At 37.4% G+C, this 25,195-nt stretch carries 21 protein-coding genes and 4 pseudogenes; 6 read left to right on the forward strand and 19 right to left on the reverse strand.

The annotated features are described in order from the left end of the window. The first annotated feature begins 46 nt into the window (after positions 1–46). The 3 genes from H3Z85_08145 (at position 47) to H3Z85_08155 (ending at position 1,961) form a co-directional block, all read left to right on the forward strand. Complete coding sequence (locus H3Z85_08145; GenBank protein QPQ53305.1) at positions 47–1,018, forward strand: Inward rectifier potassium channel Irk; 972 nt, start codon at positions 47–49, stop codon at positions 1,016–1,018. Then, positions 1,019–1,507, forward strand: coding sequence for a YkgJ family cysteine cluster protein (locus H3Z85_08150; protein ID QPQ53306.1), 489 nt, complete (start codon positions 1,019–1,021; stop codon positions 1,505–1,507). A 151-nt stretch (positions 1,508–1,658) separates the two neighbouring features. Next, the gene (locus tag H3Z85_08155; GenBank protein ID QPQ53307.1) at positions 1,659–1,961 is read left to right on the forward strand and encodes a hypothetical protein; all 303 of its coding nucleotides are present in this window, start codon (positions 1,659–1,661) and stop codon (positions 1,959–1,961) included. A gap of 44 nt (positions 1,962–2,005) precedes the next feature. Here the strand turns inward: H3Z85_08155 and H3Z85_08160 are convergent, their stop codons facing one another. The 4 genes and pseudogenes from H3Z85_08160 to H3Z85_08175 form a co-directional block, all read right to left on the reverse strand. Continuing rightward, the gene (locus H3Z85_08160; GenBank protein ID QPQ53308.1) at positions 2,006–2,374 is read right to left on the reverse strand and encodes a DUF1801 domain-containing protein; all 369 of its coding nucleotides are present in this window, start codon (positions 2,372–2,374) and stop codon (positions 2,006–2,008) included. A 131-nt stretch (positions 2,375–2,505) separates the two neighbouring features. After that, the gene (gdhA, locus tag H3Z85_08165) at positions 2,506–3,864 is read right to left on the reverse strand and encodes an NADP-specific glutamate dehydrogenase (GenBank protein ID QPQ53309.1); all 1,359 of its coding nucleotides are present in this window, start codon (positions 3,862–3,864) and stop codon (positions 2,506–2,508) included. A gap of 191 nt (positions 3,865–4,055) precedes the next feature. Further along, positions 4,056–5,165 carry a DNA-protecting protein DprA gene (gene dprA / locus H3Z85_08170; protein QPQ53310.1) on the reverse strand — a complete coding sequence of 370 codons (1,110 nt, stop codon included), beginning with the start codon at positions 5,163–5,165 and terminating at the stop codon, positions 4,056–4,058. Positions 5,166–5,198: 33 nt separating this feature from the next. Continuing rightward, a pseudogene (locus H3Z85_08175) lies at positions 5,199–5,965 on the reverse strand (rhomboid family intramembrane serine protease). Positions 5,966–6,216: 251 nt separating this feature from the next. Here H3Z85_08175 and H3Z85_08180 point away from each other — a divergent pair. Both H3Z85_08180 and H3Z85_08185 read left to right on the forward strand, forming a co-directional pair. Then, complete coding sequence (locus tag H3Z85_08180; GenBank protein QPQ53311.1) at positions 6,217–7,146, forward strand: DUF3078 domain-containing protein; 930 nt, start codon at positions 6,217–6,219, stop codon at positions 7,144–7,146. A 231-nt stretch (positions 7,147–7,377) separates the two neighbouring features. Then, a complete protein-coding gene (locus H3Z85_08185; GenBank protein ID QPQ53312.1) occupies positions 7,378–8,301 on the forward strand; it encodes a DUF3078 domain-containing protein in 924 nt (307 codons plus the stop codon). Between the two features lie 62 nt (positions 8,302–8,363). Here H3Z85_08185 and sufD read toward each other — a convergent pair. The 5 genes and pseudogenes from sufD to H3Z85_08210 form a co-directional block, all read right to left on the reverse strand. Further along, positions 8,364–9,637: pseudogene (sufD, locus tag H3Z85_08190) on the reverse strand (Fe-S cluster assembly protein SufD). A 201-nt stretch (positions 9,638–9,838) separates the two neighbouring features. Next, positions 9,839–10,582: a Fe-S cluster assembly ATPase SufC gene (sufC, locus tag H3Z85_08195; GenBank protein ID QPQ53313.1), complete on the reverse strand. Its 744-nt coding sequence runs from the start codon at positions 10,580–10,582 to the stop codon at positions 9,839–9,841. Between the two features lie 18 nt (positions 10,583–10,600). Next, positions 10,601–11,103: pseudogene (locus H3Z85_08200) on the reverse strand (GNAT family N-acetyltransferase). 4 nt (positions 11,104–11,107) lie between these two features. Continuing rightward, positions 11,108–12,556 (reverse strand): Fe-S cluster assembly protein SufB, encoded by a 1,449-nt coding sequence (sufB, locus tag H3Z85_08205; protein QPQ53314.1) that lies wholly within the window; start codon positions 12,554–12,556, stop codon positions 11,108–11,110. Positions 12,557–12,639: 83 nt separating this feature from the next. After that, positions 12,640–12,969, reverse strand: a complete 330-nt coding sequence (locus H3Z85_08210) for an iron-sulfur cluster assembly accessory protein (protein QPQ53315.1) — start codon at positions 12,967–12,969, stop codon at positions 12,640–12,642. 267 nt (positions 12,970–13,236) lie between these two features. Between H3Z85_08210 and H3Z85_08215 the strand changes: the two are divergent. Further along, positions 13,237–14,087: pseudogene (locus H3Z85_08215) on the forward strand (GLPGLI family protein). 134 nt (positions 14,088–14,221) lie between these two features. On the opposite strand, the gene H3Z85_08220 reads toward H3Z85_08215, so the two are convergent. The 10 genes from H3Z85_08220 to nrfD form a co-directional block, all read right to left on the reverse strand. Next, positions 14,222–15,085, reverse strand: a complete 864-nt coding sequence (locus tag H3Z85_08220; GenBank protein QPQ53316.1) for a neutral zinc metallopeptidase — start codon at positions 15,083–15,085, stop codon at positions 14,222–14,224. Between the two features lie 431 nt (positions 15,086–15,516). Continuing rightward, positions 15,517–17,595 (reverse strand): sulfatase-like hydrolase/transferase, encoded by a 2,079-nt coding sequence (locus tag H3Z85_08225; GenBank protein QPQ53857.1) that lies wholly within the window; start codon positions 17,593–17,595, stop codon positions 15,517–15,519. Between the two features lie 215 nt (positions 17,596–17,810). Next, a complete protein-coding gene (locus H3Z85_08230; protein QPQ53317.1) occupies positions 17,811–18,329 on the reverse strand; it encodes a 6,7-dimethyl-8-ribityllumazine synthase in 519 nt (172 codons plus the stop codon). Between the two features lie 3 nt (positions 18,330–18,332). Then, entirely contained in the window at positions 18,333–19,040 is a 708-nt protein-coding gene (locus tag H3Z85_08235; GenBank protein QPQ53318.1) for a tetratricopeptide repeat protein, read from the reverse strand. Between the two features lie 205 nt (positions 19,041–19,245). Continuing rightward, positions 19,246–19,782: an adenine phosphoribosyltransferase gene (locus H3Z85_08240; GenBank protein QPQ53319.1), complete on the reverse strand. Its 537-nt coding sequence runs from the start codon at positions 19,780–19,782 to the stop codon at positions 19,246–19,248. Beyond that, on the reverse strand, positions 19,783–20,991 hold the full coding sequence (locus H3Z85_08245; GenBank protein QPQ53320.1) for a hypothetical protein: 1,209 nt from the start codon (positions 20,989–20,991) through the stop codon (positions 19,783–19,785). Between the two features lie 252 nt (positions 20,992–21,243). Next, positions 21,244–22,575: a quinol:cytochrome C oxidoreductase gene (locus tag H3Z85_08250; protein ID QPQ53321.1), complete on the reverse strand. Its 1,332-nt coding sequence runs from the start codon at positions 22,573–22,575 to the stop codon at positions 21,244–21,246. Positions 22,576–22,583: 8 nt separating this feature from the next. After that, a complete protein-coding gene (locus H3Z85_08255) occupies positions 22,584–23,267 on the reverse strand; it encodes a c-type cytochrome (protein QPQ53322.1) in 684 nt (227 codons plus the stop codon). A gap of 1 nt (position 23,268) precedes the next feature. Continuing rightward, a complete protein-coding gene (locus H3Z85_08260) occupies positions 23,269–23,790 on the reverse strand; it encodes a DUF3341 domain-containing protein (protein ID QPQ53323.1) in 522 nt (173 codons plus the stop codon). Further along, a complete protein-coding gene (gene nrfD / locus H3Z85_08265) occupies positions 23,777–25,174 on the reverse strand; it encodes a polysulfide reductase NrfD (GenBank protein ID QPQ53324.1) in 1,398 nt (465 codons plus the stop codon). The genes H3Z85_08260 and nrfD overlap by 14 nt, the downstream gene beginning before the upstream one ends. Between the last annotated feature and the right edge of the window lie 21 nt (positions 25,175–25,195).

The raw sequence follows: 25,195 nt of genomic DNA on the forward strand, positions 1-25,195 counted from the left end.
TCAGTTGATCTGCACAGTGCTCACGAATGTTTTAAAAAGTGTACAAATGACCCGTGGATTCAAGAAAAAAATCCGTCAGAATAATACGGAAAACAGCGGTTTTGGCAGCAATGCCTCAGGAAGGTTTATTAATAAAGATGGCCTTCCGAACGTTCGACGAACGGGAGTGAATGTTTTTAACAGGCTCAGTTGGTATCATACGATGCTCAATCTGTCTACATTCCGATTTCTTTCCTATTTGTTGATTTCCTATATTCTGGTTAATCTTGCTTTTGCGATGATCTACTATCTTATCGGCGTACAACATCTTACCGGGATAGATAAAAGTGATCCTGTAAATGAATTTATCGATGTTTTTTTCTTCAGTTCACAAACCTTTACAACGGTAGGATACGGACGAATTGCACCAGTTGGTTTTTTGGCAAGTCTTGTCGCTACTTTTGAGGCTTTTTTAGGATTGCTTACCTTTGCCATTGCTACAGGACTTTTTTATGGAAGATTCTCCAGGCCAAGAGCTTATTTAAGATTTTCTGATATAGCTGTTATTGCTCCTTTTAAGCAGTCTACAGCTTTGATGTTCAGATTGGCTCCCTATAAAAATAATGCCCTTACAGATGCTGATGTTATCGTTTCTGCGGCTATTGAAGTTATTGAAGACGGTGTTCCCAAAAGTAATTTTTACAGATTGGAAACCCAGCTGAGCAAAATTAATACGCTGGCACTCAACTGGACTGTTGTTCATAAAATTGATGAAAATTCGCCTTTTTATGGCTTTTCTGAAGACGATTTTAAAAATACGGATATTGAGTTGATTATTCAGGTGCGTGCCTTTGACGAAGTCTTCTCCAATACCGTGGTTCAGAGATCGTCCTATGTTACGGGAGAGATTATATACGGAGCGAAGTTTATTCCGATGTATTATCCGGATAAAGGGCATCAGAGTACGGTGCTGGATTTAGATAAAATTAACGAATATCAAAAGGAAGATCTTCCTGTTTCAAAGGGAAATAATGAGTAAATGAATTTAGAAGTTTATAAAAAACAGGCTTTACAAAAGCAAAAAGAGCATAAGAAATTTCTGGACGGACTGAAAAAGAAACCGCCCAAAAATCTCGATTATATAGTTCAGGAAACCCATGAAGAAGTTTTTGATGAAATCGATTGCCTGCAATGTGCCAATTGCTGCAAAACTACAGGTCCGTTATATACCGAAAAAGATATTGAGCGCATTGCCAGACACCTTCGGATGAAACAGGCTGATTTTGAAGCTAAATTTTTAAGGGTAGATGAAGATAACGATAAAGTATTGCAGAATCTTCCCTGCTTTTTCCTGAATAGTGACAATACATGTTCTATCTATGAAGTACGGCCGAAAGCCTGCAGAGAATATCCGCATACAGATCGTAAGAAAATCTACCAGATCAACCATTTAATGCTTAAAAATACTGTGATTTGTCCTGCTGCATTTGAGTTTGTTGAAAGGATGATGAAGAACATTTCGAAGTAACTCCCTGCCTAAGGGTCTCAATCTTTGCAAGATTACGACTTTTTCCAAATTCCTCTTAAAATGTTATAAAGTACGTTAAATAAGTGTGTTACACATAATTTTTTTAAATGGTGTCTCGTTTAGCTTAAACAATCATTTAAAATATTACATTATGAAAAAGTTATTTTTTACGGCCGCGTTTACTTTAGTCGGAATAATCGCAGTATCGGCCCAGACAACACCTCAGAAACCGGCTGAAAGTACAACAAATACGCAGACAACAACCAACACGCAACCACAGAAAGCTCAGACTACCACTGAATGGAACACTACAACAAAGACAGGTGAAGTCAAGCAAAGTACAACAGCTGAGGCTGCAGCTCCTGCCGCCGAAGCAACCCCTGCAGCTACTGCGGAAGCTACAAAACCTGCTGAAGCAAGCAAAGAAGAAAAGAAATCTAAAAAGAAAAAGTGATCATACTTTAGCAAACACTAGTCGCAATCCTGAAATATTGTATTTCAGGATTTTTTCTGATCAATTTCCAAAACTCTGAACGCGATGATCCTGCTGATTAATTCCAGCGGAATCTCTTCATTGACAGGGAATTGTACAGCTCCTTTTGAAAATTTATAATGCATTTTCTCAAAATCTTTTTCAAAGTTTTTAATACCTTCTGCTCCGGGATAAAAACCAATGTGTTTTTTGTAGCCGGCAAAGTACACCAAAGGCTTACCCTTATATTTGAAAGCGGGTATCTGATATCCGATATACTCCTCTATATCCGGAACTTGTGTATGAATATGCTTTCTGATTTCAAGCAATTTCTTCTGAACATCTGTCGGGAACAAAAGAATGTATTCATCAATATTTTTTAATGTGTTTTGCATTATATAAAAATAAAAAAAGCGCTGCATATAGCAACGCTTTCTCCTTTCACTTTTTACTTTTTTCCCATTTTCCCGGGAACAGGCTATATCAAAAAAGGTCGGGAGTTTTTCCCAACCTTTGTATTTTTTAGTTACACAACTCCTTGAGCCAACATTGCTTCTGCAACTTTTACGAAGCCTGCAATATTTGCCCCTTTCACGTAGTTTACATACCCATCTTCGTCTTTTCCGTAGTCTCTACAAGCTTTGTGAATACCGATCATGATCTCCTTTAATCTTGCGTCAACCTCTTCAGAAGTCCAGTTCAGACGGATAGAGTTTTGCGTCATTTCCAATCCTGAAGTAGCAACACCTCCGGCATTGGAAGCTTTACCAGGAGAGAATAATACTTTATTGTCTAAGAAATAGTTGATAGCATCTAGTGTAGAAGGCATATTTGCTGCTTCAGTAACACAAACACATCCGTTTTCAACTAATACTCTTGCATCTTCTAGGTCTAGTTCGTTTTGAGTTGCAGAAGGGAATGCTACATCACACTTCACTTCCCAAGGACGTTTTCCAGCGTGGAATTCAGCAGATGGATATTTTTTAGCATAATCCTCAGCTCTGTTGTTTCCGGAAGATCTCAATTCTAATAAATAATCGATTTTTTCTCCGCTGATACCATCTTTATCGTAGATATATCCGTCAGGACCAGAAATAGTCACTACTTTAGCCCCAAGTTCAGTTGCTTTTTTGATAACTCCCCAAGCTACGTTTCCGAAACCTGATACCGTTACTGTTTTACCCTGGAAATCTTGTCCGATTGTTTTAAGCATCTGCTCAGCGAAGTATACAACTCCGTATCCTGTAGCTTCAGGACGGATTAATGATCCTCCGTAAGCAAGTCCTTTTCCTGTAAGAACTCCTGTAAATTCGTTTCTGATTTTTTTATATTGTCCGAAAAGGTAACCGATTTCTCTAGCTCCAACACCAATATCTCCTGCAGGAACGTCTGTTTCAGGACCGATGTGCTTACATAATTCTGTCATGAAAGCCTGGCAGAAACGCATTACTTCCATATCAGATTTACCTTGTGGATCGAAATCTGAACCTCCTTTACCACCACCCATCGGCAATGTCGTTAAAGAGTTTTTGAATACTTGCTCGAAAGCTAAGAACTTAAGAACTGATAAGTTTACAGTAGGATGGAAACGGATTCCCCCTTTGTATGGACCAATAGCAGAGTTCATTTGAATTCTGAAACCTCTGTTAACCTGAATTTCTCCTTTATCATCAACCCATGGAACTCTGAAGATAATAATTCTTTCAGCTTCAGCCATTCTTTCAAGCAGCTTCATTCCTGTATATTCTTTCTTGGTAGCAATGAATGGGATTACTGTTACGGCAACTTCTTTTACAGCCTGTAAGAATTCCGGCTCATTAGGATTTTTTGCTTCAATTTTTGCAATAAACTCTTGGATTTTCTGGTCAATATTATATTGTTCCATTATATTAAGGTTGAATATTATTGTCAACAAATTTAATTTTTTTTTCAAGATTCACAACACTCTATTTTAAGATTGTTAAAAATTAAATAATAATGTTTCGGAATATTATTAAATTAATAATTTATGATCAAATTTTATTAAAAATGAAATGTTATGTATGAAATAATGCAATATTAAGAAATCGTTAAATCTTAAATTGCTATAAATTGTCTCCCGGAAAACGATTTTACTTTCCCTAAAAGCTCCAGTTCAAGAATTATCGGTAATATTTTATAGGAAGGGAGCGAAATTCCCTGTGTCAGATCGTCCAGCGAAATCTGCGGATTATCTTTGATGAAATGATATATTGAACCCTGATCTTCAGATAATTGTATTGATGTTTCGCTATGCGGGAAAAGCTCTTCAATTTTTTCTCTCGGATTATTAAAACCAAGCATCTGTACAAGATCTTTTATACTGGAGATTGCTGTGGCTTTATTTTGGAAAATCAACTGATTACATCCCTGGCTGAAACGGTCTGTTATTTTTCCGGGAAGGGCAAAAACCTCTCTGTTGTAATCATTGGCAAAGGACGCGGTACTTACAGATCCGCCCCCAAAACCGGTTTCAACGACAATAGTGGCGGGTGAAATTCCCGCAACAATTCTGTTCCTCTGAATAAAGTTTTCCCGGTCCGGTTTTCTCGAAGAGCTGAATTCCGTGAGAAGTGTGCCTCCCTCGTCCAGTATTTTTTCTGAAAGTCTTCTGTTTTTTGCAGGATATAAAAACTGAAAACCATGCGCAAGAACTGCAATTGTAGGCTTTTTGTTGTGGATTGACTGCTCATGAACTTCCTTGTCAACTCCCAGCGCAAGCCCACTGACGGTGGCATATTTTGAGGATTGCGAAGCTTCAAAGAAGTCTTCAATAAATTGCTTGCCGTATGGGGTCATATTTCTTGTCCCTACAATACTTACTTTGGGGAGTACATTATCAGGATCTCCTTTTTGATATAAAATAGCAGGAGCATCTGTACATTCGTTCAAAAGGAAAGGGATTTCATTAAGGAACCTTAATTTGATTTGAATATTATTTTTTTCGCAAAATTTAAGTTCCTTTTCTGCAAATTTCAGATGAGCTTCGTTTCCAATGTCAGAAACGGTTTTGTAGCCCATGCCTTCTATTTTTTTATAGTTTTTCTTTGCGTTTTTCCATGCTGCCTGAGCACTTCCAAAGGTTCGGACGAGCTTATGAAAATTGATGTCACCAATCTGGCTGCATTCGCGAAGGGCGATGGCAAAAAGATGTTCTTCGGAAATCATGTGTGTTTTTTTTTCAAATGTAGTAAATAGTTTTTATTTTTTCCTTAGTTCATCCAAATGATCCCAAATATCATCTCTTTTTTTATAGGGAAGTTCGAGGAAATCCTCAGGGTGATTTTCTTTGTATTCCTGCCATAATTTGTCATCTTTTTCGCTATAATAATTAGGAAATTCCCAGATGAATCTTTTCTTTTTTCTCCTACATTTTTAAACGTAAAGGCGAGAATACTTCCTACCAGAGCTCCGGAAAGGTGCGCCTGCCAGGATATTTTGCTGGGTTCCTGCATATTATAAAAGAGCTCTTCAGGAAGCATTCCCCATACCAGACTTCCGTAATATAGTACAACAAGCATCGAGATGGTCAGCAGTTTTGTATTCCACTTGAATACACCGCTGAAGAAAAGGAAAAAAGCAAGGACATACACCACGCCACTGGCTCCAATGGTACAGGTGTACATATAATCTCCTGTGAAGATATCAATAGGGGGAAGAAGCCAGACCAAAAGCCCGGTTGCTACCCATCCCATAAGAAAAACTTTATTGGCGACAAGCGGGTAGAATTGGTATAACAAAAACATCAGTGCCACAATTGGAATTGAGTTTCCTATGATATGATCTATATTTCCGTGAAGAAGAGGAGAGGTGATAATCCCCAATAATCCTTCAGGCAATAATGGAATAATGGCTCCAAAGCAACTTCCAAAAAAGCCCTGCAGTTGTAAAAAGTACCCGAACCACATTGCAGATAACATCAGCAACGGATATATAATCGCTCTTTTGGAAATTACATTTTTGAACATGAGGATTTTATGTCAAATCAAAAGCCAATGATCAATTTCGGAAAATTTGGCGATGAAATTTTTCTACCCATCTGATTTTAAGACAAAAGGTATCAATTTTATATTGTATTACATTTTGTTTTGGCACAGATTTTATAACTTAGCTACTACAAGTAATAATGTAAACGACAACGGTGAAATTTTTATCGTACTTAATAATTTTTCAAAAAAAATTATATTAACTATTTTTACATTAAAATTTATTTGGAGTAATGAAGCGATTTTTATTGATTCTTTCCTTTTTTGTAGGGATTTACGCGAGTGCACAAGAGGAATTAAAGAAAGATTCGGTAGTGGTAGATACCATCAAATACTGGTCGGTTTTAGGAAAAAATACCTTAATGATTAACCAGGCTGCCTTTTCAAACTGGGTAGGAGGGGGAGCCAACAATGTGGGGTGGCTTGCCGGAGTAAATTATAATCTGACCTATGAAAAAGATAAAGACCTTTGGGAGAATATCATCATCCTTGGATATGGGCAAAATGATACTAAAGGGCTCGGGGTCCGAAAAACTCAGGATATGATTAATCTTTCAACCAATTATGGGCGAAAGTTTTCCAAGAGCTGGTATTTTTCTTCTGGCGCCGGTTTACAGTCACAATTTGCGCCAGGATATGAAGACGGGAATAATCCTGCAGCAAAGAAAATTTCAAATTTCATGGCTCCCGGATATTTGAACGTCGGTGTGGGTATCACGTATAGGCCTAATGATGATTTAACTGTTACTTTACGTCCTGTCAACGCCAGATGGACTTTTGTACTGGATAAAGACCTTCAGCTGGCCGGAACTTATGGTTTAAAAAGTGATGGAGATACTTCTTTACTACAGTTCGGTTTTCTGGGAACTGCAATATATAAGATGAAAATTATGGAAGATATTTATCTGACCAATACAGCTTCTGTTTTCTCTAACTATCTTGATCATCCCGATCGATTGGTATTGGCCTACGGAGCGATTTTAAATTTAAAAGTCAATAAATATATCTCATCCAATGTAACCCTGGATTTACTATATGATCATAATCAGATAGCAAAAACTCAGCTTAAGCAGACATTGGGAATAGGATTTGCCTACACCTTGGATAACGGGGTAAAGCGCTCAGACCGTAAAGACAGCCAGTGGTGGCTTAATAAAAAATAGATTTACAATCAACTTTAATAATGAAAAGCACTCCATTGTGGGAGTGCTTTTTTGTTTTTACGGGATTGATGTTTTAAGTTTTTTTAAGTTTGGAGATTGTAAAATAAAAGGGTAATTACTTTAATTTCATTGGATTATAGGGATGAATTCAGTGTTGTTAAATTCATTTTAAAGTGAATTTTATCAGGGGCGTGAATTATTATTTATACATTTGCAGGAAATCCTTGAATTATGAAAAAACTTTTATTGGTCGCTTCCATTTCTTTTGGGGCTATGGCAACCGCGCAAGAAACAAAAACTGACGCACCTGTTGCAGATACCGTTAAAGCCTGGTCTATCCAGGGACAAAATACACTAATGCTTAATCAGGCTGCCTTCTCGAACTGGGTAGGAGGGGGAGCCAATAACGTAGGCTGGCTTGCCGGTGTCAATTACAATCTTACCTATGAAAAAGGGAAAGATCTTTGGGAAAATATTATTATTCTTGGCTATGGACAGAATAATACCCAAGGTACAGGAGTAAGAAAAACCCAGGATGTGATCAACCTTTCTACAAACTATGGTAGAGAATTTGCCAAGCATTGGTATATATCAGCGGGTGCAAGTCTTCAGACTCAGTTTGCTCCGGGTTACGAGGATGGAAACAATCCGGATGCTAAAAAGATCTCAAATTTCTTTGCTCCCGGATTTCTGAATCTGGGTGCCGGTGTAACGTACAGACCAAATGATAATCTTACCGTAACTTTACGTCCGGCTAACGCAAGATGGACTTTCGTACTGGATAAAGATCTGCAGAGAGCAGGAATTTACGGACTTAAAAATGATGGTGATTCTTCTCTATTCCAGTTCGGTTTCCTGGGAACGGCAATGTATAAGATTAAAATTATGGAAAATATTAATCTTACCAATACTGCCTCTGTATTTTCAAACTACCTGGATCACCCGGACAGATTGGTTCTTGCATATGGTGCTATCTTAAATATGAAGATCAACAAGTATATCTCTTCCAATATCACCTTAGATCTTTTATATGATCATAATCAAATCCGGAAAACCCAGCTTAAACAGACTTTAGGGGTAGGGTTTGCCTATAATATAGACAACGGAAAGAAACGGTCTGATAATAAAGACAATCAGGGCTGGTTAAAGAAATAATTGCTGTAAAAAATAAAAAGCACTTCAAAATGAAGTGCTTTATTATTATCAAATATATAAGTCTAAAATTCTATATCTACTTCTAATTTCTCAGCCAATAGCTTTGAAATTTTTTCTTTTAATGGCTCAATGTCGATGTTTTGCATGGCATCATTGGCAAATGCATATAATAATAATGCCTGAGCTTCTTTTTAGAAATACCTCTTGCTCTGAGATAGAACAGGGCATCTTCGTTAAGCTGGCCTACGGTACAGCCGTGAGAACATTTTACATCATCAGCAAAGATCTCCAACTGTGGTTTGGTATCGATACTGGCGCCTTCGCTTAGTAAAACGTTATTATTCTGCTGGTAAGCATTGGTTTTCTGCGCAATTTTATCAACAAAAACTTTTCCGTTGAAAACGCCGTGTGCATTACCATCATAAATACCTTTATAGTTTTGGTAGCTTTCACAGTTCGGAAAGTTGTGATGAACTGCCGTGTGATGGTCTACCAGTTGGTCTTTTCCGATAATCGTGATTCCGTTCATGAATGAATTGATGTTGGATCCATTATGAATAAAATCAAGGTTATTTCTTACCAGTTTCCCTCCGAAAGAGAATGTATTGACAGTGGTTAAGCTGTCTTTTTCCTGTCTTGCAAACGTATGATCTACAAGGTAAGAAGTATTGTTGTCGTTTTGAAGTTTATGCCAGTCTGCTTTTGCATTCGGATAAGTGAAAATCTCCGTCACGGAGTTTGTCAATACATACGTACTGTCAAAATTATGATGGCTTTCAATAACCTCTACTTTCGCTCCTTCTTCTACGATTAACAGATTTCTTGTGTTATAGAAAGTGTTTTCTTCCTGATTTTGAGAAATGTAGAAAACATGGATCGGTTTTTCAATCACTACATTTTTGGGAACCTTTAAAAAGAATCCGTATTTGCAGTAAGCAAGATTAAGGTTGGTGAAGGCCAATTCCTTAGAGGCAATCGTATTGAAATATTTTTCAAAAACTTCTTTGTGTTTCTCATCATTCAATGCATAATTGAATGAAAGGAATTCTACATTCTCAATAGAAACTTTTGAAAGCTCTTTGTGAAGTTTTCCGTTGACAAAAACGATCCAATCAAAATTTTCTTCACCCAGATGCAGTTGGTCAAACTGTTCTTTGGTGATATTGTGGTTCTCTTTAGGAAAAAAGTTGTAGTTCTTTTCCGTGATCTCCTTCAGGTTGGTATATTTATATTCTTCGTCTTTCTTTGTCGGAAAACCAAGGTTTTCAAATCTTTGAAGAGCTGCTTTTCTTTCATCATCAAGAAACCTGTGACGAAGAGCCTCCAAAAAATTCATTATGGTTTTCTATAATTTGTTCTTTTAATGCCATTACTGGTATATCTGTGGTTTGCACCATTTTTTCTTTTTATGTGAACTAAAATATTGTCATTCCGAGGAATGGGAATCTCAATTCTTATGATTAAGGATTCTTTATTTTGCTATTTCATTCCAGAATGACAGCGAAAATTTTAACCTCTGAAATAATTGATTTTCTTCTTAGTTAAGAAGCCAGTCGTATCCTTTTTCTTCAAGTTCTAATGCCAGAGATTTGTCACCTGTTTTGATGATTTTTCCGTTAGCTAAAACGTGAACGAAGTCAGGTTGAATATAGTTTAGCAATCTCTGATAGTGAGTGATCAAAAGAACTGCATTTCCTTCATTTTTAAAGTGGTTTACTCCATCTGCTACGATTCTTAAAGCATCGATATCTAATCCTGAATCTGTCTCATCAAGAATAGCTAATTTAGGATTAAGCATCATCATCTGGAAGATCTCGTTTCTCTTCTTTTCACCTCCGGAGAATCCTTCGTTGAGTGATCTTGAAAGGAAATCTTTTTTAATTCCCAATTTCTCAGACTTTTCACGGATTAATGCAAGCATTTCTTTTGCCGGCATTTCTGATAATCCGTTGGCTTTTCTTGTTTCGTTTAAAGCAGCCTTAATAAAGTTCGTTACCGAAACTCCCGGAATTTCCACAGGATACTGGAAAGAAAGGAAAATCCCTTTGTGAGCTCTATCTTCAGGAGCATCCTCGATGATGTCTTCTCCTTCGAAAAGAATCTCTCCACCGGTTACTTCGTAATCTTCTTTTCCTGCGATTACGGAAGAAAGGGTAGATTTACCTGCTCCGTTTGGCCCCATGATAGCGTGAACTTCACCCGGCTTTATTTCAAGATTAATCCCTTTTAATATTTCTGCGCCATCTTCAATTTTGGCGTGAAGGTTTTTAATTTCTAACATTTTATTTGCTTAAACAAATTATTTTTGAATTCGATATACTAAACTTTCAGGTTGACCAGGAACGTCATTTAGCGTCCCGATTTTGATCATGCCTGCCTTTTCTAAAACTTTAACAGAAGCTAAATTGTTGGGACGGACAATGGCAAAAATTTCTGTATTGTCTTCATTAATCCCTACATTTATAGCTTTCTTTGTGAATTCTGTGGCATATCCTTTCCCCATGCCTGGGAAGCAAAACGATAACCTAAATTCAATTTTTCTTCTTCTCCGTAGAGTCTGTAGCTCAGCCCACCAAAACCTATTATATTTTCAGGGTTTTGCTTTTCAGCAATTGCCCAGCTTCCGAAATGATACTTTTCCCAGTGTTCAAGCATTCTGGTAAATGTACCTTCTGCTTTTTCAAAACTCATGGGGCCACTTGGATTATGAATATTGGTTTCAGGGTCATGATTAATCTCAAAGAATCTTTCAAAATCTTCTTTTGCAGGCTTTCTTAAGATTAATCTTTCTGTAGCTATCATGCTTTTATCCTACTGATCCTTCTAATGAAATCTCCAACAGTTTCTGTGCTTCAATAGCAAATTCCATTGGAAGCTTATTTAATACTTCTTTACTGAAACCATTTACGATCAATGCAATTGCTCTTTCTGTATCGATACCTCTCTGGTTACAGTAGAAGATCTGATCTTCCCCGATTTTTGAAGTTGTAGCTTCGTGCTCCAGCTGGGCTGTAGGATCTTTGATCTCGATATAAGGGAAAGTGTGGGCCCCACACTCATTACCCATCAATAAAGAGTCACACTGAGAGAAGTTTCTCGCCCCTTTTGCAGAAGGCATTACTTTTACCTGACCTCTGTAAGAGTTCTGAGATTTTCCTGCAGAAATACCTTTGGAGATGATCGTAGATTTGGTATTTTTTCCAATGTGGATCATTTTTGTTCCGGTGTCAGCGTACTGGTGGTTGTTGGTTACTGCGATAGAGTAGAACTCGCCGATAGAATTATCACCCTTCAAAATACAAGATGGGTATTTCCATGTTACCGCGGAACCTGTTTCAACCTGTGTCCATGAGATTTTTGCATTTCTTTCACAAAGCCCTCTTTTCGTTACAAAGTTGAATACTCCTCCTTTTCCTTCTTCATTCCCCGGGTACCAGTTTTGTACGGTTGAATATTTGATTTCGGCATTATCCAGAGCAATTAACTCTACCACAGCAGCGTGAAGCTGGTTCTCATCTCTTGATGGTGCAGTACATCCTTCAAGGTAAGAAACATAGCTTCCTTCGTCAGCGATGACAAGTGTTCTTTCAAACTGACCTGTTCCTGCCTGATTGATACGGAAATATGTAGAAAGCTCCATTGGGCATTTTACACCTTTAGGAATATAGCAGAAACTTCCGTCAGAAAATACTGCGGAATTCAATGCTGCGTAAAAGTTATCTCCTCTTGGAACTACTTTTCCAAGATATTTTCTTACCAGGTCCGGGTGATTTTTAATAGCCTCAGAGATAGAACAGAAGATAATTCCTTTTTCTGCCAATGTATCCTGGAAAGTTGTTTTCACAGAAACTGAGTCAATTACAATATCTACAGCAACTCCTGAGAGTCTTTTCTGTTCTTCGATATTAATCCCTAGCTTTTCAAAAGTCTTCAATAATTCCGGATCTACCTGATCAAGGCTTTCCAATTCCGGTTTTGCCTTAGGAGCAGCATAGTAACGGATTGCTTGAAAATCAGGTTTTTCATATTTGATATTCGCCCAATTGGGTTCTACCATTTTTAACCAGATTTTGAAAGATTCCAGACGCCATTCAGTCATCCATTCAGGCTCCTCTTTTTTAGCCGAGATAGCACGGATGATGTCTTCATTTAAACCCGTTGGAAAATCTTCATAATCAATTTTGGTTTCCCAACCGAATTCATATTTTTTATTTTCTAGATCGACTCTTAAATCGTCTTCAGTATATTTACTCATTATTATTTTTTAGAGTTCAGATTTAGATTTCAGAGCTTGAAGATGTATCTGAGCTCTGAAATCCAATATCTTATGTCTTTTCTTTATAGACTAAATGATTCTCCACATCCACATGTTCTGGATGCGTTCGGGTTATTAAAAACAAACCCTTTTCCGTTCAATCCTCCTGAATATTCAAGAGTTGTTCCCGCTAAATAAAGGATGGATTTTTTATCTATAATAATTTTAATGTTATTATCTTCAAAAATCTGATCTGTGTCTGTTTTTTGGTTGTCAAACTTTAAAACATACTCTAAACCAGAGCATCCGCCGCTTTTTACCCCCACTCGTATATAATCTTCAGCAGGGTTAAAACCATCTTCAGTCATTAACTGAATGGCTTTCTCCTTTGCATAGTCTGATACTTTTATCATTGTATTTATTTAGAATGATTTAATGATGCAAAAATACGAACTAATTTCCGCAATCTCAAATCGAAGATATCTATTTTAATGATTCTGATATTAATAGGGTTAATTTTACCTTAATGAAGGCTCATGTTTACCTAAATTTTATGTGCATTGATTGAGAATTGTGATTTTAATTTAACCTTGAAAGTGGTTTTTAATCTATAAATTAAATTGAATAAGCTGAAAATGAGATGATTTTTAAATGCTATGTTCAATAAGAAATAAAATATTATGAAAAAAACAGGTATTATTATTCTGACTCTTTTCGTGCAAATGATCTCTGCACAGGTTAACAGGTTTGTTTACCAGGTAACCATGAAACCGGATATAGAAAATAAGGGGGATATCAAGACGGAAAATGCATATCTTGATATTTCTGCTGAGAAATCAGTATTTTATTCTGAAAACCGGATTAAAAGGGATTCGATTATGCAAAAAGCCTTTCAGGGTGGCGGTGGAAGAGGAAGTATCAACAGAGATCAGATGGAAGGATTGAGAACCAACATCAATTATACTGTTGAAAAAGACAAAACCAATCAGAAAATATATTTAAAAGACAGAATTGGCAGAGATCAGTATTCGTATGAAGAAGATCGGCCTCTGAATTGGAAAATATCTTCTGAAACTATGAAAATAGGAGAATATAAGGTTCAGAAGGCAGAAGCAGATTTTGGCGGCAGAAAATGGACGGCCTGGTTCACTACGGATCTTCCTTATCAGGACGGACCTTATAAATTCGGAGGACTTCCGGGACTGATTGTGAAAGTGGAGGATGATAAAGGAGATTATTCTTTTGATTTGATGAAGAACTATAAGATCACTGACTTTCCTACTCTAAACCAGTTTGGAAATACCTTAAAAGTGAAGCGAACAGATTTTGTTAAGCAGCAACAAAAGTTTAAAACTGATCCCATGTCATTTATGCAAGGCGGTAGCCAGGGTGGGTTTTCCACAACCAGAATTGGTGGAGGAAGAGGAGCCGGCGGCGGCGGAAACCAAAATCCTGCTGATATGAGAAAAAGAATGGAAGAAAGAGTGAAGGAGGAAGCAAAAAGAACAGCAATCCGATTGAATTACAATAAATTAGATAATAAATTAAACCTGTTAGGTTTAAATCAATAGGATAGAAATAAAATCAGCTTTATTAAATGGCGAGAAAGTAAAAATGCCAGTGATTTATTCACTGGCATTTATTGTATAACGTAAGTCTGTTTTATTATTTCAAAAGTTGGTTGAAAGTATCTCCCTGTCTGATATCACCGGTGTTATAACCTTTCATAAACCATTCCTTACGCTGTGCAGATGAGCCATGTGTAAAGCTTTCCTGGTTCACATACCCCTGTGATCTCTTCTGAATATTATCGTCTCCAACAGCTTGTGCAGCATCTATTGCAGACTCAATATCGCCAGGCTCCAGGATATGCTTGCTGTCATTTGTTCTTTTTGCCCAGACTCCTGCATAGAAATCAGCCTGAAGTTCTGTGGCAACAGAAACTCTGTTCATGTCAGCTTCCGAATATCTTCCGCTTCTTCTTAATGCATCCACTTTTTGAGTAGTTCCTAAAAGAGTCTGCACGTGATGTCCTACTTCGTGGGCGAGAACATAAGCTACTGTAAATTCAGTTACTTTAGCTCCAAATTTCTGCTGAAGTTCACCGAAAAAGCTCATATCCATATATACTTTCTGATCTGCAGGGCAATAGAATGGTCCCATTGCAGATTGAGCAGTACCACAAGCTGATTGTGTTGTATTTTCAAAAAGAACAACCTCAGGCGCGCTATAAGTCATTCCATTTTCTTTAAAGATTTGATCCCAGGTAAGGATATTCCATTTGGCCATCATATCGACCATTTCTCCGATCTGTTTTTCCTGTGTAGTGAGCTCTCTTCTTTCTCCCGTATTTCCTGAAGACTGAATGCTGCCGGAATTCAGAATGCCGGAAGGATCGCCACCCAGAAAGAAAACGATTGCAGCTATAATTAAAGTTCCAAGGCCACCACCTACGATCATGCCACCTCCTCCGCCTCCGGAGCCACGGCGGTCATCAACGTTTCCGCCCCTGTCGTCTGTCCATCTCATATCAATGTTTTTTTGTCACGTAAATTTATAAAATTAAAAGATAGATCATTGATTAAATTATCCAATATTTGAGATTATTGATTATTAAACTTTTTAATCAGAACCTTTCTGTAGTACTCCTTATTATGTTCCTTACTATATTCAAGAAGTTTATCCTCATAAGATAGACTGTAAGTTTAGTTTGTAAAATTCTTTTATTTTTTGCTAGCGTTTCAGCGACATAATATTGTAGAGAGTATTTACAATTATATTTCGGAATATCAGTTGGCATTTTTATCATAGAGGATGTTGCTCCATTTTTATATTCAATGAAGTTCCTGTATTATTAATGAAGATAAGTCTTTGAGCATCGAATGCTGAAAAATTAAATAAGAGGATACTGAATATCCTCTTATTTAAAAATGTATATTATATATTTTGAAACATAGTTTCTATTTATTTAGTTGTTTTGTTTTCAACCAATACGAAGTAGACTGGTAAGCGGAGATCGTTTCATCTACCAATTTCTGGTCTGCGGTTTTCAGCAATTTTTCGTTGTAATAAAGCTTAAACTCCGGAGCAAGGTCACTTTTATCAAGCTCTAAGGAGTACTGTTTCGCTTTTTTAACCGGTGAAATAATGGTTAACCGGTCGCCTTTTACAAATCCAAGATCCTGATAGGTGGCAATATAAGCCTTTGGCTGGAATTCTTTGGTGAAAACATCCTGACCCAGGAATTTCGATTGATAGCTGAAATTCAGCAATCCGAATAGGGTAGGCATCACATCAATCTGGGACATCAAAGTATCAAACTTTTGAGGCTGAATAAACCCTTCAGAGAAAATCATTGCCGGAATTCTGTATTTATCCATCGGAAGTTCCGTTTTACCGGCACTGGAAGCACAGTGGTCTGCGATAATGACAAAAACTGTATTTTTATACCAATCCTGTTTTTTAGCCATATCAAAAAACAGCTTAAGAGAATAGTCTGTATATTTTACACCTCCTTCACGGGATTTTGAAGTTCCGGGAATATCAATTCTTCCATCAGGATAGGTAAATGGTCTGTGATTCGAAACCGTCATCCAGTGGTTAAAGAATGGTTTCCCTGATTGGGCTTCCGCATTCATCACCTGAATGGCTTTTCTGGCCATATCTTCATCGGCAACGCCCCAGACATTGGCAAAGGTAATTTCTTCCGGTTTAAAATTGTTTCGGTCTACAATACCATAGCCATTTCCTTCGAAGAAATCCTGCATATTATCAAAATAGCTGTGTCCGCCGTATAAGAATTTCACATCATAGCCTTTTGACTTGAATACATTTCCGGTGGTAAATTTATTTTTGTTGTCGTCTCTTTTAATAATACTTTCTCCGGCTGTAGGAGGAATACAAAGAGTAAGCGCTTCCAATCCGCGTACTGTTCTGTTTCCTGTAGCGTAAAGATTGGTAAACATCAATGATTTATCTGCCAGACTATCCAGGAATGGCGTTATTTTTTGAGTATTTCCGTAGTGTTCCATAAAATCTGCCGAAAGGCTTTCAATGGAAATAAGCACTACATTTTTCTTTACTTCCGGCTGCGCAGCAACAATATTTCTGGATAATGATGGCTGTGCATATTGGCTTAGAAAATTCTTTTCGGCCTGCTGCTGATCAATCTTTGAATAAAACTGGAAATAATCAAGTTCATTATGGGTAAATGCCCAGTAGAATTTTGGAATTCCGTTCGCTTCAATTTCGTCGGCAAATACATTGTCTGATTTGATCTGCATTAATGAAGGAATTGCTAAGGAGCTCAGAGCGCAAAGTACAATGAAAGTACCCAACAGAACCATCTTCTGCTTAAAGTCCGGAAGTTCCAACAATTCATTTTTTTTTTTTTTGTAGATAAACCATGTAATGGTAAGGGTAACGATCATGATCGCAGAAAAGAGAGGAATTACAGGATAACTTTCCATGATATTACCAATCACTTCGTTGGTATAGATCAGGTAATCCACGGCAATGAAGTTATAGCGTACTCCAAATTCATTATAAAAGAAGTATTCGCTAACCCCGTTAAAAATAATAACGAGAACGTAGAGCAATAATGTTACAAAGTATAAGACATTACGGATTTTTATTCTTTGTGCAGGCAGGAACAGCATTAATCCAAATAAAAAGGTCTTGATTCCTACGAACGCAAGAGCTACCTCTGTCACAGAACCCCCATATTGCTTGAAAATATTATTGGGAATGAGCCAGATATACAGGAAAAATAACAACAGGGCGCTAAAAATAATATAACCGTAAGGCTTTTTATATTTTGAATTGGATAAAAATAAGAAATAGAGTGCGAGGATAGCACTGGCCATTATGAAAACAAAGATATCATTTACAAACCCTACCAATAGAACTTTTATGATTTCAAAAAATCCAAAACTTGCAGTAGTGATCGGATGAAAAAAGAATAGTATTCTTATTATCAACGAAATAATAAGATAAAAAATTCCTAAATACAGGAATGGTTTTATTTTTTGTAAGAACATGTAATAACTATCTATATTAGTTTTCACAAAGATAGTTTTTGTACACAACTTTTGACATATAAAAAGCAAAACATCCCGTTTATTAGTAAGATTTTATAAGTTTTTAAGTGAAAATTAAACTCTGATCGTCGGCAAATATTATGTGTTTTATAGCTAAAAATAAAGGTTGCCCTACTAATAAGACAACCTCCGTATATTGTTAAAAAGATCAGAAATTAAGAGTGGCCGAAACCGATATTTCCTTTCTTGTCAGATAATTTCTTTTTGAAATCAATCATTCTTAGAGCGGTAACCGCTGCTTCTACACCTTTATTTCCAAGATCTCCGCCACTTCTTGCGATAGATTGTTCTTTGGTATCATCTGTCAGTACACAGAAGATGGTAGGAGTATCAGTCATAATATTACAATCTTTTATTCCCTGGGCTACTGCAGAGCAGACATAATCAAAATGAGGAGTTTCTCCGCGGATGACACATCCGATAGAAATTACTGCATCATATTTTCTTTCTTTGCAAAGCTGCATGCTTGCATAGTTTAATTCAAATGCTCCAGGCACCGGGAAAAGTTTAATGTTTTCAGGTTTTACACCCTCTTTTTCAAGGATTTCCAGAGCTGCATCACGAAGATTGTACGTTACAAAATCATTCCACTCAGAAAAAACAATGCCGATAGAAAAATCTTCGGCATTGGTTATATGAAGTGGCTTGTAATCGGAAAGATTAACTGTTGCCATTTTTTAATAATATTTAGTCATTTCAATATAAGAATCAGACATTCCGTTGTCGTAGTCCTGATATTTCTCGTCAATGGCCGAGAAGTATTTTTTAGCTTCCGCATTCTTTTTTAATCCTAAAGCAACAATACCTGCTTTTCTGGTAAAGAAGTATTTTGTGTAAGGATCATCAGAAGCATTGGCTGCTTTATCCAATAATGCTAAAGCTTCATCATTTTTATTAAGACCTGATTTAGCATCTGCCATAGCTCCGTATTTCATTGCTACCAACGTTTTGTTGTCGGAAGAGAATTTATCAAGAAGATCATAAGCTTCCTGAAATTTTCCTTCTTTAAACTTCAATAAACCTGCATTGTAAGCTGAAAGCTGCCCAACACTTGTTCCTGAATAATCGTTATATGTGCCAACAAAACCAGGATTTGCAGCTGACTTTCCTCCTAAAGCTTCTTTATCTTTACCTTCTGCAAGGTTTTTCTGAGCAGCAAGGAAACTTTTTACAGCTTCAGTATTTTTAGGAGCCACTACAAATTGCTTATATCCAAAGAATCCTAAAACTCCTAAGATTAAAACTCCAAATGCAATACCTAAAGGCTTTGAATATTTTTCAAGAAATCTCTCAGTGTTTAAAGCCTCTCTGTCAAGGTCTTTAAAAAACTCAACCGTTTCTTTACCTTCTTGCTCGTTTTGAGCGTTCTTTCCCAATTTTGCCATAAGTTTTTAAAAATTGAACTGCAAATTTAATTGTTTCTGAATGATTTACAAAATACTTTATCAGTATTATTGTTGAAATGTTGCCAATTCGTGTTTCATGATACTAAAAACGCTTCGGCTCCGCTCTGTATAACATTTCTGAAAACATTTGTTTCAGGTGGATGGTTATACGGAGCGAAGCCGGAATTTATTTTCAATAGATATGCTAATATTCTAAAACGTGGTAGACTTCAGCACCGAATTTTTTCAGTTTTTCATCTCCTTTCAGTCCTTTTAATCCAATCAGGAAACTGAATTGAGATACTGTTGCTCCTTGTTTTTCTACTAATTTTGCCGCAGCTTCTGTTGTTCCGCCGGTGGCAAGAAGATCATCATGGATGAGGATTCTTTGTCCTTTTTTAATCTGGCCTTCGCGGGTTTCAATGATGGCGCTTCCGTATTCCAGATCATAGCTTTCCGAAATGATTGGGGGAGGAAGTTTTCCTGCTTTTCTGATCAGGATGAAAGGAACTTCTAATGCTACAGCAATAGCGATTCCAAACAGATATCCGCGACTTTCTATTCCGCAGACGGCATCTATTTTACCTTTGCTGAAAGCTGCAAGATCTGCTATTACATCTTCATAAAGTTTCGGGTCTAAAAAAATAGGTGAAATATCCTTAAACTGTATTCCGGGAATCGGAAAATCAGGGATATTTTCAATTGTTTCTTCCAGTTTTTTGATCAGTTCTGCTGAAGCCATCTATGGGTTTATTTTATAGCTGGAAATTTTCCAGTCTCCGTTTACATTTTTAAGTCCGAAAGTTACTTTCAGTGAAGTTGTTTTTCCGTTTTTATCGGTAACATCATAGGTAGCATTTACACTGGCTCCATTCGCATTGGCAGCGCTTGTTGTGATGTTCTTCACACTTACATTTTTTACCGCTCCAAAACCTGAGTTAGGGTTTGAGAAAGATTCATAGCTTCCCCAGCTTGGGTTATTTGATGTTTCGTATGCGGCCTTTAAATTCTGAGAGCTTACGCTGTTTAAAAACTTACTTACGGTATTTTTCGGATCGGCAGCTGGTTGTTTTGGCGCAGCCGGAGTTGCGGGAGTAGCAGTTGTTCCTTGTTCAGTAGTTGTAGAAGGTACCGTAGCCGATGGATTGTTTGGATCTACCACTGCACTTGGCTGTTGTGCTACAGCTGTAGTATCTGTTTTCGGAACTGCAGGAACTTTTAGAGCTGCAGCGTTTACATCAAGGCCTATTTTTGACATTTTGAACGTTTTAGCCGTTGTTTTTACGGAAACCGTGATGTCAATTTTGTTATCTACTACTTTTGAAGCAGAAATAGATGAGAACTTCAGGTTGAACCCTTTGAAGTTATTATCCTGCATTAAATTTTTGGCTGTAGACAGTCTTACCCCGTTGCTGAAAACTTCTAAAGTAGCTTCAAGGCCTGCTCCTGTAAATGATACGGGATTTCCCGCTGCATCCACAAGTCTTGGAATAACCTGGATCGCCGTAGGTGCACCGCTTCCATCATTTCCGGTAGGTGTTGTAACAATGGTTAATGATCCTGCTTTTACGTCATTGGGGTCACTTTCTTTAGCTTTATCATCACCGAAGATATTCATTTCTCCTAATGATGGCGGGTCTGTACTGGCCCATTCTATTCCGTTTTTTTGTGCAACTTCGTCAGCAAGGCTAAGGATTTCAGGAACCTTTTTCCCGTTGATAAGTTTTCCAAGAGCTTTGAGCTCATTTACATCACCATCGGCTTCTACACCAAATGTTTTAAGGATATAAAGAGCTTCATTAAACTTAATCTGTTTAATGGTTGATAAGCTGGAAGTCATATCGTTGATACTTGACTGCAGCGTTTTAGTATTCGTAGCATCTACATGATCTTTCTTACATGCTGTGAAAAGCAAAAGACTGAAAACAAGTAGAAAAGAAAACTTTTTCATTTTTATTTGGTTTGTTGCAAATTTAGTAAAACCTTTATTAATAGTGGATTTTTATTTTTTGTTTTGTTATTCTTTTACATTACGATTGAATAAAGTGAACAAATTTTCTACTTATTGAGGGTGAGAATCAACCGGATGATAATACAGTCAGATCAGCTGTTTAGTGTATAACCTGTCCGGAAATTCCTGATTTTGTGCGAAAAAAAGACCGATCAATGACCGGTCTTTTAAATTTTATCTTGTTATAAGTCCTTAGAAAGGATACTCATAAATTTCAGATTCGTGTAGGTAAGGGTTTCCTGTAGGAATCAACTTCAGTTTAGATAGAGCTGAAAGTACAGTAAACATAAATAATCCACCAACGAACAGGATAGCTCCTAAGATTAACAAGAATACTTCAGGAGTGTTCCAGTATGGTCCTACCGTTCCCGGCATTACCATGTTGAAGTAATCCAGGATGTGTCCCAGGATCACAACAACTGCCATTGTAGTTACTACTTTGTAGTTTCTCTTAATGCTGCTACTTACTAATACCAATAATGGTAACAAGAAGTTGATGATCAACATTGGTAAGAAAGTAGGAGAGTAGTGCTGGAATCTTCCGAAGAAGTAATTAACTTCTTCCGGTACGTTAGCATACCAATATAGCATGAACTGAGCGAACCATGTATATGTCCAAAGCATACTTGTAGCGAAAAGGAAAACTCCTAAATCGTGTAAGTGGTTGTCATTAAACTGTGGTAAGAAACCATTTTTCTTAAGATAAACACTTAATAAAATGATAACAGCAATACCACTTGAAAGGCAGCTAACCATTGAATACCAGATATACATTGTAGAATACCAGTGAGGGTCAATAGACATCAACCAGTCCCAAGCCCATGCAGCAGATGCAAATCCGAAGAATGCAATATATCCTACAGCCCATCTGTAAAGCATTTGATACTCTACTTTAGACTTGGTTTCGTCTACTTTTTTAGACTGAGCCTTTAATTTCCATGCGAAGAAAGAAGCACCTACTACATAAATGATCGTTCTGATTGCATAAAAAGGGATATTTAAGAATCTTTTCTTTTCGAATAAAATTACGTCGAAATGAGCAGAGTTAGGGTCTGTTAATTCCGGATCCATCCAGTGGAACAAATGGCCATTGTGAGTGATGTTTAAAATCATCATGATAACCAGGATAGCCCCTCCGTAAGGAATATAAGAAGCAATAGCCTCCATTACTCTTGTAATAATAATTGGCCAACCAGCGTGGGCAGCGTGCTGAATACAGTAAAAAAACAATACAGCACAACTTACTCCAAAGAAAAAGACAGCTACAAAGTGTAATGAAGCTAAAGGCTGATTGTGAACCTGAAGCTCAGCATGCTCTAAGTGAGCTGCGTGGTCTTGAGGCCCAACCATTTCACTTGAGTGTGTAGGAGCATTATGACCTGAAGCATGAACAGCTTCCATCATTTGTTCTATTTTCTCAGTAGAAAGTCCTTTATTCATAAAGAAACCAATACCGAACAGAACTAAACCTACAACAAGAAGTATTATAGAAGTTGATTTTAATTTTGGTGAAAAACTATACATTTCTTTTCTTATTTTTTAGTTTCGGTAGTCGTTTCAGTTGCTGGTGCCGCTGTAGCTGCTGCCGGTGCTGCTGCTCCTTTTTTGAAAGCACTCATCACATACATAGCCACTCTCCATCTGTCTCCTGCGTTCAGTTGTCCCGCATAAGATCCCATTGCATTTCTACCGTTTGTTAATACATAATGAACAGATCCTACAGTAATTTCTCTGTCAGCATAATTAGGTACTCCTGAGAATGCTCCGGTTTGTACAATAGGTCCTTGTCCATCTCCTCCTGTTCCGTGACATGCAGCACAAGTGTGATCAAACAATACTTTTCCTCTTTCAAGATCCTTGGCAGCATTAGCCGGGTTCAGAGGAGAAGTCGTAAGTTTTTTAGAAGCATCATACCCTGCATTGTACTCGTCAACGTTTTTAGGTAATAAGCTTTCTTCAAAAACACCATCTTTATTCTGAGCTACTGATCCTTCTACCGGAGAAAGACCTGTAGCCCCATTATTTTTTACGAAAGCAGGAATTTCATTTTCATGATCTGAATACGCGTCCTGAGCTTTCATCAATGGATCATAAGCTACCGGAAAATACATGTCCGGGAAATATACCAGCGGAGTATTCTCCTTTGGCCCGCAAGAGTTAAGTAAAACTGTTGTTAAACCTAAAACTGCTGTAATTCTTAATACACTATTTTTCATTTTAAGCGTCTTTAACAGTTATTTCTTCAACTCCAGTTTCAATAAGCAACTGTTTTACAGATTCTACATCTTCAGTTACAAATTCCATCATGAATTTATCATCCGTAGTTCTTGGGTCAGGATTCTGAGCCGGTGCTCCCGGATACATCTTGTTTCTAACTAAGAAAGTAAGAGACATCATGTGAGCTGCACAGAATACCATTAATTCAAACATTGGAACTACGAATGCCGGCATATTGTGTCCCCAGTCAAAAGCTGGTTTACCACCAATATTCTGAGGCCAGTCGTGGTTCATTACATACCAGGTTAACGTAGCACCGATAGTAACACCATAACAAGCATAGATGAAAGCAGCATCAGAAATTCTTGTTTTCTTTAAACCTAAAGCTTTATCTAGTCCGTGAACCGGAAACGGAGTATAGACTTCGTTTATCGCGATTCCTTTATCGTTGAATGCTTTAACGCCGTTCATTAAATCGTCGTCGTCAGCATAAAGTCCGTATACAATTTTAGTGGTGCTCATCTCCTTCTTTTGCTTTATAAGTTTCACCTGAGATTTTCAAAATCGATTTTAATTCAGCCTGCGCAATTACAGGGAATGTTCTTGCATATAATAAGAATAATACAGAGAAGAATCCGATTGTTCCTAAGTATACACCCACATCAATGATCGTTGGCTTAAACATTGTCCATGATCCTGGTAAGTAGTCTCTTGAAAGGTTGATAACGATGATATCAAAACGCTCAAACCACATACCGATGTTAATGATCAATGCAACAATGAATGTCCAGATAATATTTGTTCTTGCTTTCTTGAACCAGAATGAAGCTGGAACTACAAGGTTACAGATAATCAATGACCAGAATGCCCACCAGTAAGGTCCTACAGCAGCACCTGGTGAAAGGTAAGTAAAGTCTTCAAATCTGGATCCTGAATACCATCCGATGAAATATTCAGTAGCATAAGCTACAGTTACCATACCACCTGTTAAAACGATTACGATGTTCATAATTTCGATATGATACATGGTAATGTACTCTTCAAGGTGACATACTTTTCTTGCTACTAACAATAGTGTCTGTACCATTGCAAATCCTGAGAAGATTGCTCCGGCAACGAAGTAAGGAGGATAGATCGTTGAGTGCCATCCTTTAATTACTGAAGTTGCGAAGTCAAAAGATACGGTAGTGTGTACCGAGAATACAAGCGGAGTTGCTAAACCTGCAAGAACCAAAGAAAGTTCTTCGAATCTTTGCCAGTGTTTTGCTTTACCACCCCAACCGAAGGCCAGGAATGTATAAATTTTCTTAGTCCAAGGAGTTTTAGCTCTATCTCTGATCATTGCAAAGTCAGGGATCAATCCCATGAACCAGAATACAGTTGATACTGAGAAATACGTTGAGATCGCAAATACGTCCCAAAGTAGAGGAGAGTTGAAGTTCCCCCAAAGAGAACCGAATTGGTTTGGTAAAGGGAATACCCAGTATCCAACCCAAACTCTACCCATGTGAATTACAGGGAAGATTGCTGCCTGTACAACCGCAAAGATCGTCATCGCCTCTGCTGATCTGTTTACAGACATTCTCCATCTCTGTCTAAATAATAATAATACTGCTGAGATTAGGGTCCCGGCGTGACCGATACCTACCCACCATACGAAGTTGGTAATATCCCAACCCCAGTTAATAGTTCTGTTAAGCCCCCATGCTCCAATACCTGTCCCGATAGTGTAAGCGATACAGCCGAATCCATAAAGGAATAGAACTAGTGCAGCATATAATGAAATCCACCATAATTTACCTGCTCTTTCTTCGATAGGTCGTGCAATATCTTCTGTGATATCGTGATAAGTTTTGTGACCAATAATTAGAGGTTCCCTTATCGGAGCTTCGTAATGTCCTGACATTTTTTACCTATTTATTATTTA

The sequence above is a fragment of the Chryseobacterium indologenes genome, from assembly GCA_016025055.1.
In the GTDB taxonomy this organism is placed as follows: Bacteria; Bacteroidota; Bacteroidia; order Flavobacteriales; family Weeksellaceae; genus Chryseobacterium; species Chryseobacterium indologenes.

Bases quoted from the DNA above. Each gene is read 5' to 3' on its own strand.
- H3Z85_08145 (QPQ53305.1), top strand. From the start codon at position 47: ATGACCCGTGGATTCAAGAAAAAAATCCGTCAGAATAATACGGAAAAC.
- H3Z85_08150 (QPQ53306.1), top strand. From the start codon at position 1,019: ATGAATTTAGAAGTTTATAAAAAACAGGCTTTACAAAAGCAAAAAGAG.
- H3Z85_08155 (QPQ53307.1), top strand. From the start codon at position 1,659: ATGAAAAAGTTATTTTTTACGGCCGCGTTTACTTTAGTCGGAATAATC.
- H3Z85_08160 (QPQ53308.1), bottom strand. From the start codon at position 2,374: ATGCAAAACACATTAAAAAATATTGATGAATACATTCTTTTGTTCCCG.
- gdhA (QPQ53309.1), bottom strand. From the start codon at position 3,864: ATGGAACAATATAATATTGACCAGAAAATCCAAGAGTTTATTGCAAAA.
- dprA (QPQ53310.1), bottom strand. From the start codon at position 5,165: ATGATTTCCGAAGAACATCTTTTTGCCATCGCCCTTCGCGAATGCAGC.
- H3Z85_08180 (QPQ53311.1), top strand. From the start codon at position 6,217: ATGAAGCGATTTTTATTGATTCTTTCCTTTTTTGTAGGGATTTACGCG.
- H3Z85_08185 (QPQ53312.1), top strand. From the start codon at position 7,378: ATGAAAAAACTTTTATTGGTCGCTTCCATTTCTTTTGGGGCTATGGCA.
- sufC (QPQ53313.1), bottom strand. From the start codon at position 10,582: ATGTTAGAAATTAAAAACCTTCACGCCAAAATTGAAGATGGCGCAGAA.
- sufB (QPQ53314.1), bottom strand. From the start codon at position 12,556: ATGAGTAAATATACTGAAGACGATTTAAGAGTCGATCTAGAAAATAAA.
- H3Z85_08210 (QPQ53315.1), bottom strand. From the start codon at position 12,969: ATGATAAAAGTATCAGACTATGCAAAGGAGAAAGCCATTCAGTTAATG.
- H3Z85_08220 (QPQ53316.1), bottom strand. From the start codon at position 15,085: ATGAGATGGACAGACGACAGGGGCGGAAACGTTGATGACCGCCGTGGC.
- H3Z85_08225 (QPQ53857.1), bottom strand. From the start codon at position 17,595: ATGTTCTTACAAAAAATAAAACCATTCCTGTATTTAGGAATTTTTTAT.
- H3Z85_08230 (QPQ53317.1), bottom strand. From the start codon at position 18,329: ATGGCAACAGTTAATCTTTCCGATTACAAGCCACTTCATATAACCAAT.
- H3Z85_08235 (QPQ53318.1), bottom strand. From the start codon at position 19,040: ATGGCAAAATTGGGAAAGAACGCTCAAAACGAGCAAGAAGGTAAAGAA.
- H3Z85_08240 (QPQ53319.1), bottom strand. From the start codon at position 19,782: ATGGCTTCAGCAGAACTGATCAAAAAACTGGAAGAAACAATTGAAAAT.
- H3Z85_08245 (QPQ53320.1), bottom strand. From the start codon at position 20,991: ATGAAAAAGTTTTCTTTTCTACTTGTTTTCAGTCTTTTGCTTTTCACA.
- H3Z85_08250 (QPQ53321.1), bottom strand. From the start codon at position 22,575: ATGTATAGTTTTTCACCAAAATTAAAATCAACTTCTATAATACTTCTT.
- H3Z85_08255 (QPQ53322.1), bottom strand. From the start codon at position 23,267: ATGAAAAATAGTGTATTAAGAATTACAGCAGTTTTAGGTTTAACAACA.
- H3Z85_08260 (QPQ53323.1), bottom strand. From the start codon at position 23,790: ATGAGCACCACTAAAATTGTATACGGACTTTATGCTGACGACGACGAT.
- nrfD (QPQ53324.1), bottom strand. From the start codon at position 25,174: ATGTCAGGACATTACGAAGCTCCGATAAGGGAACCTCTAATTATTGGT.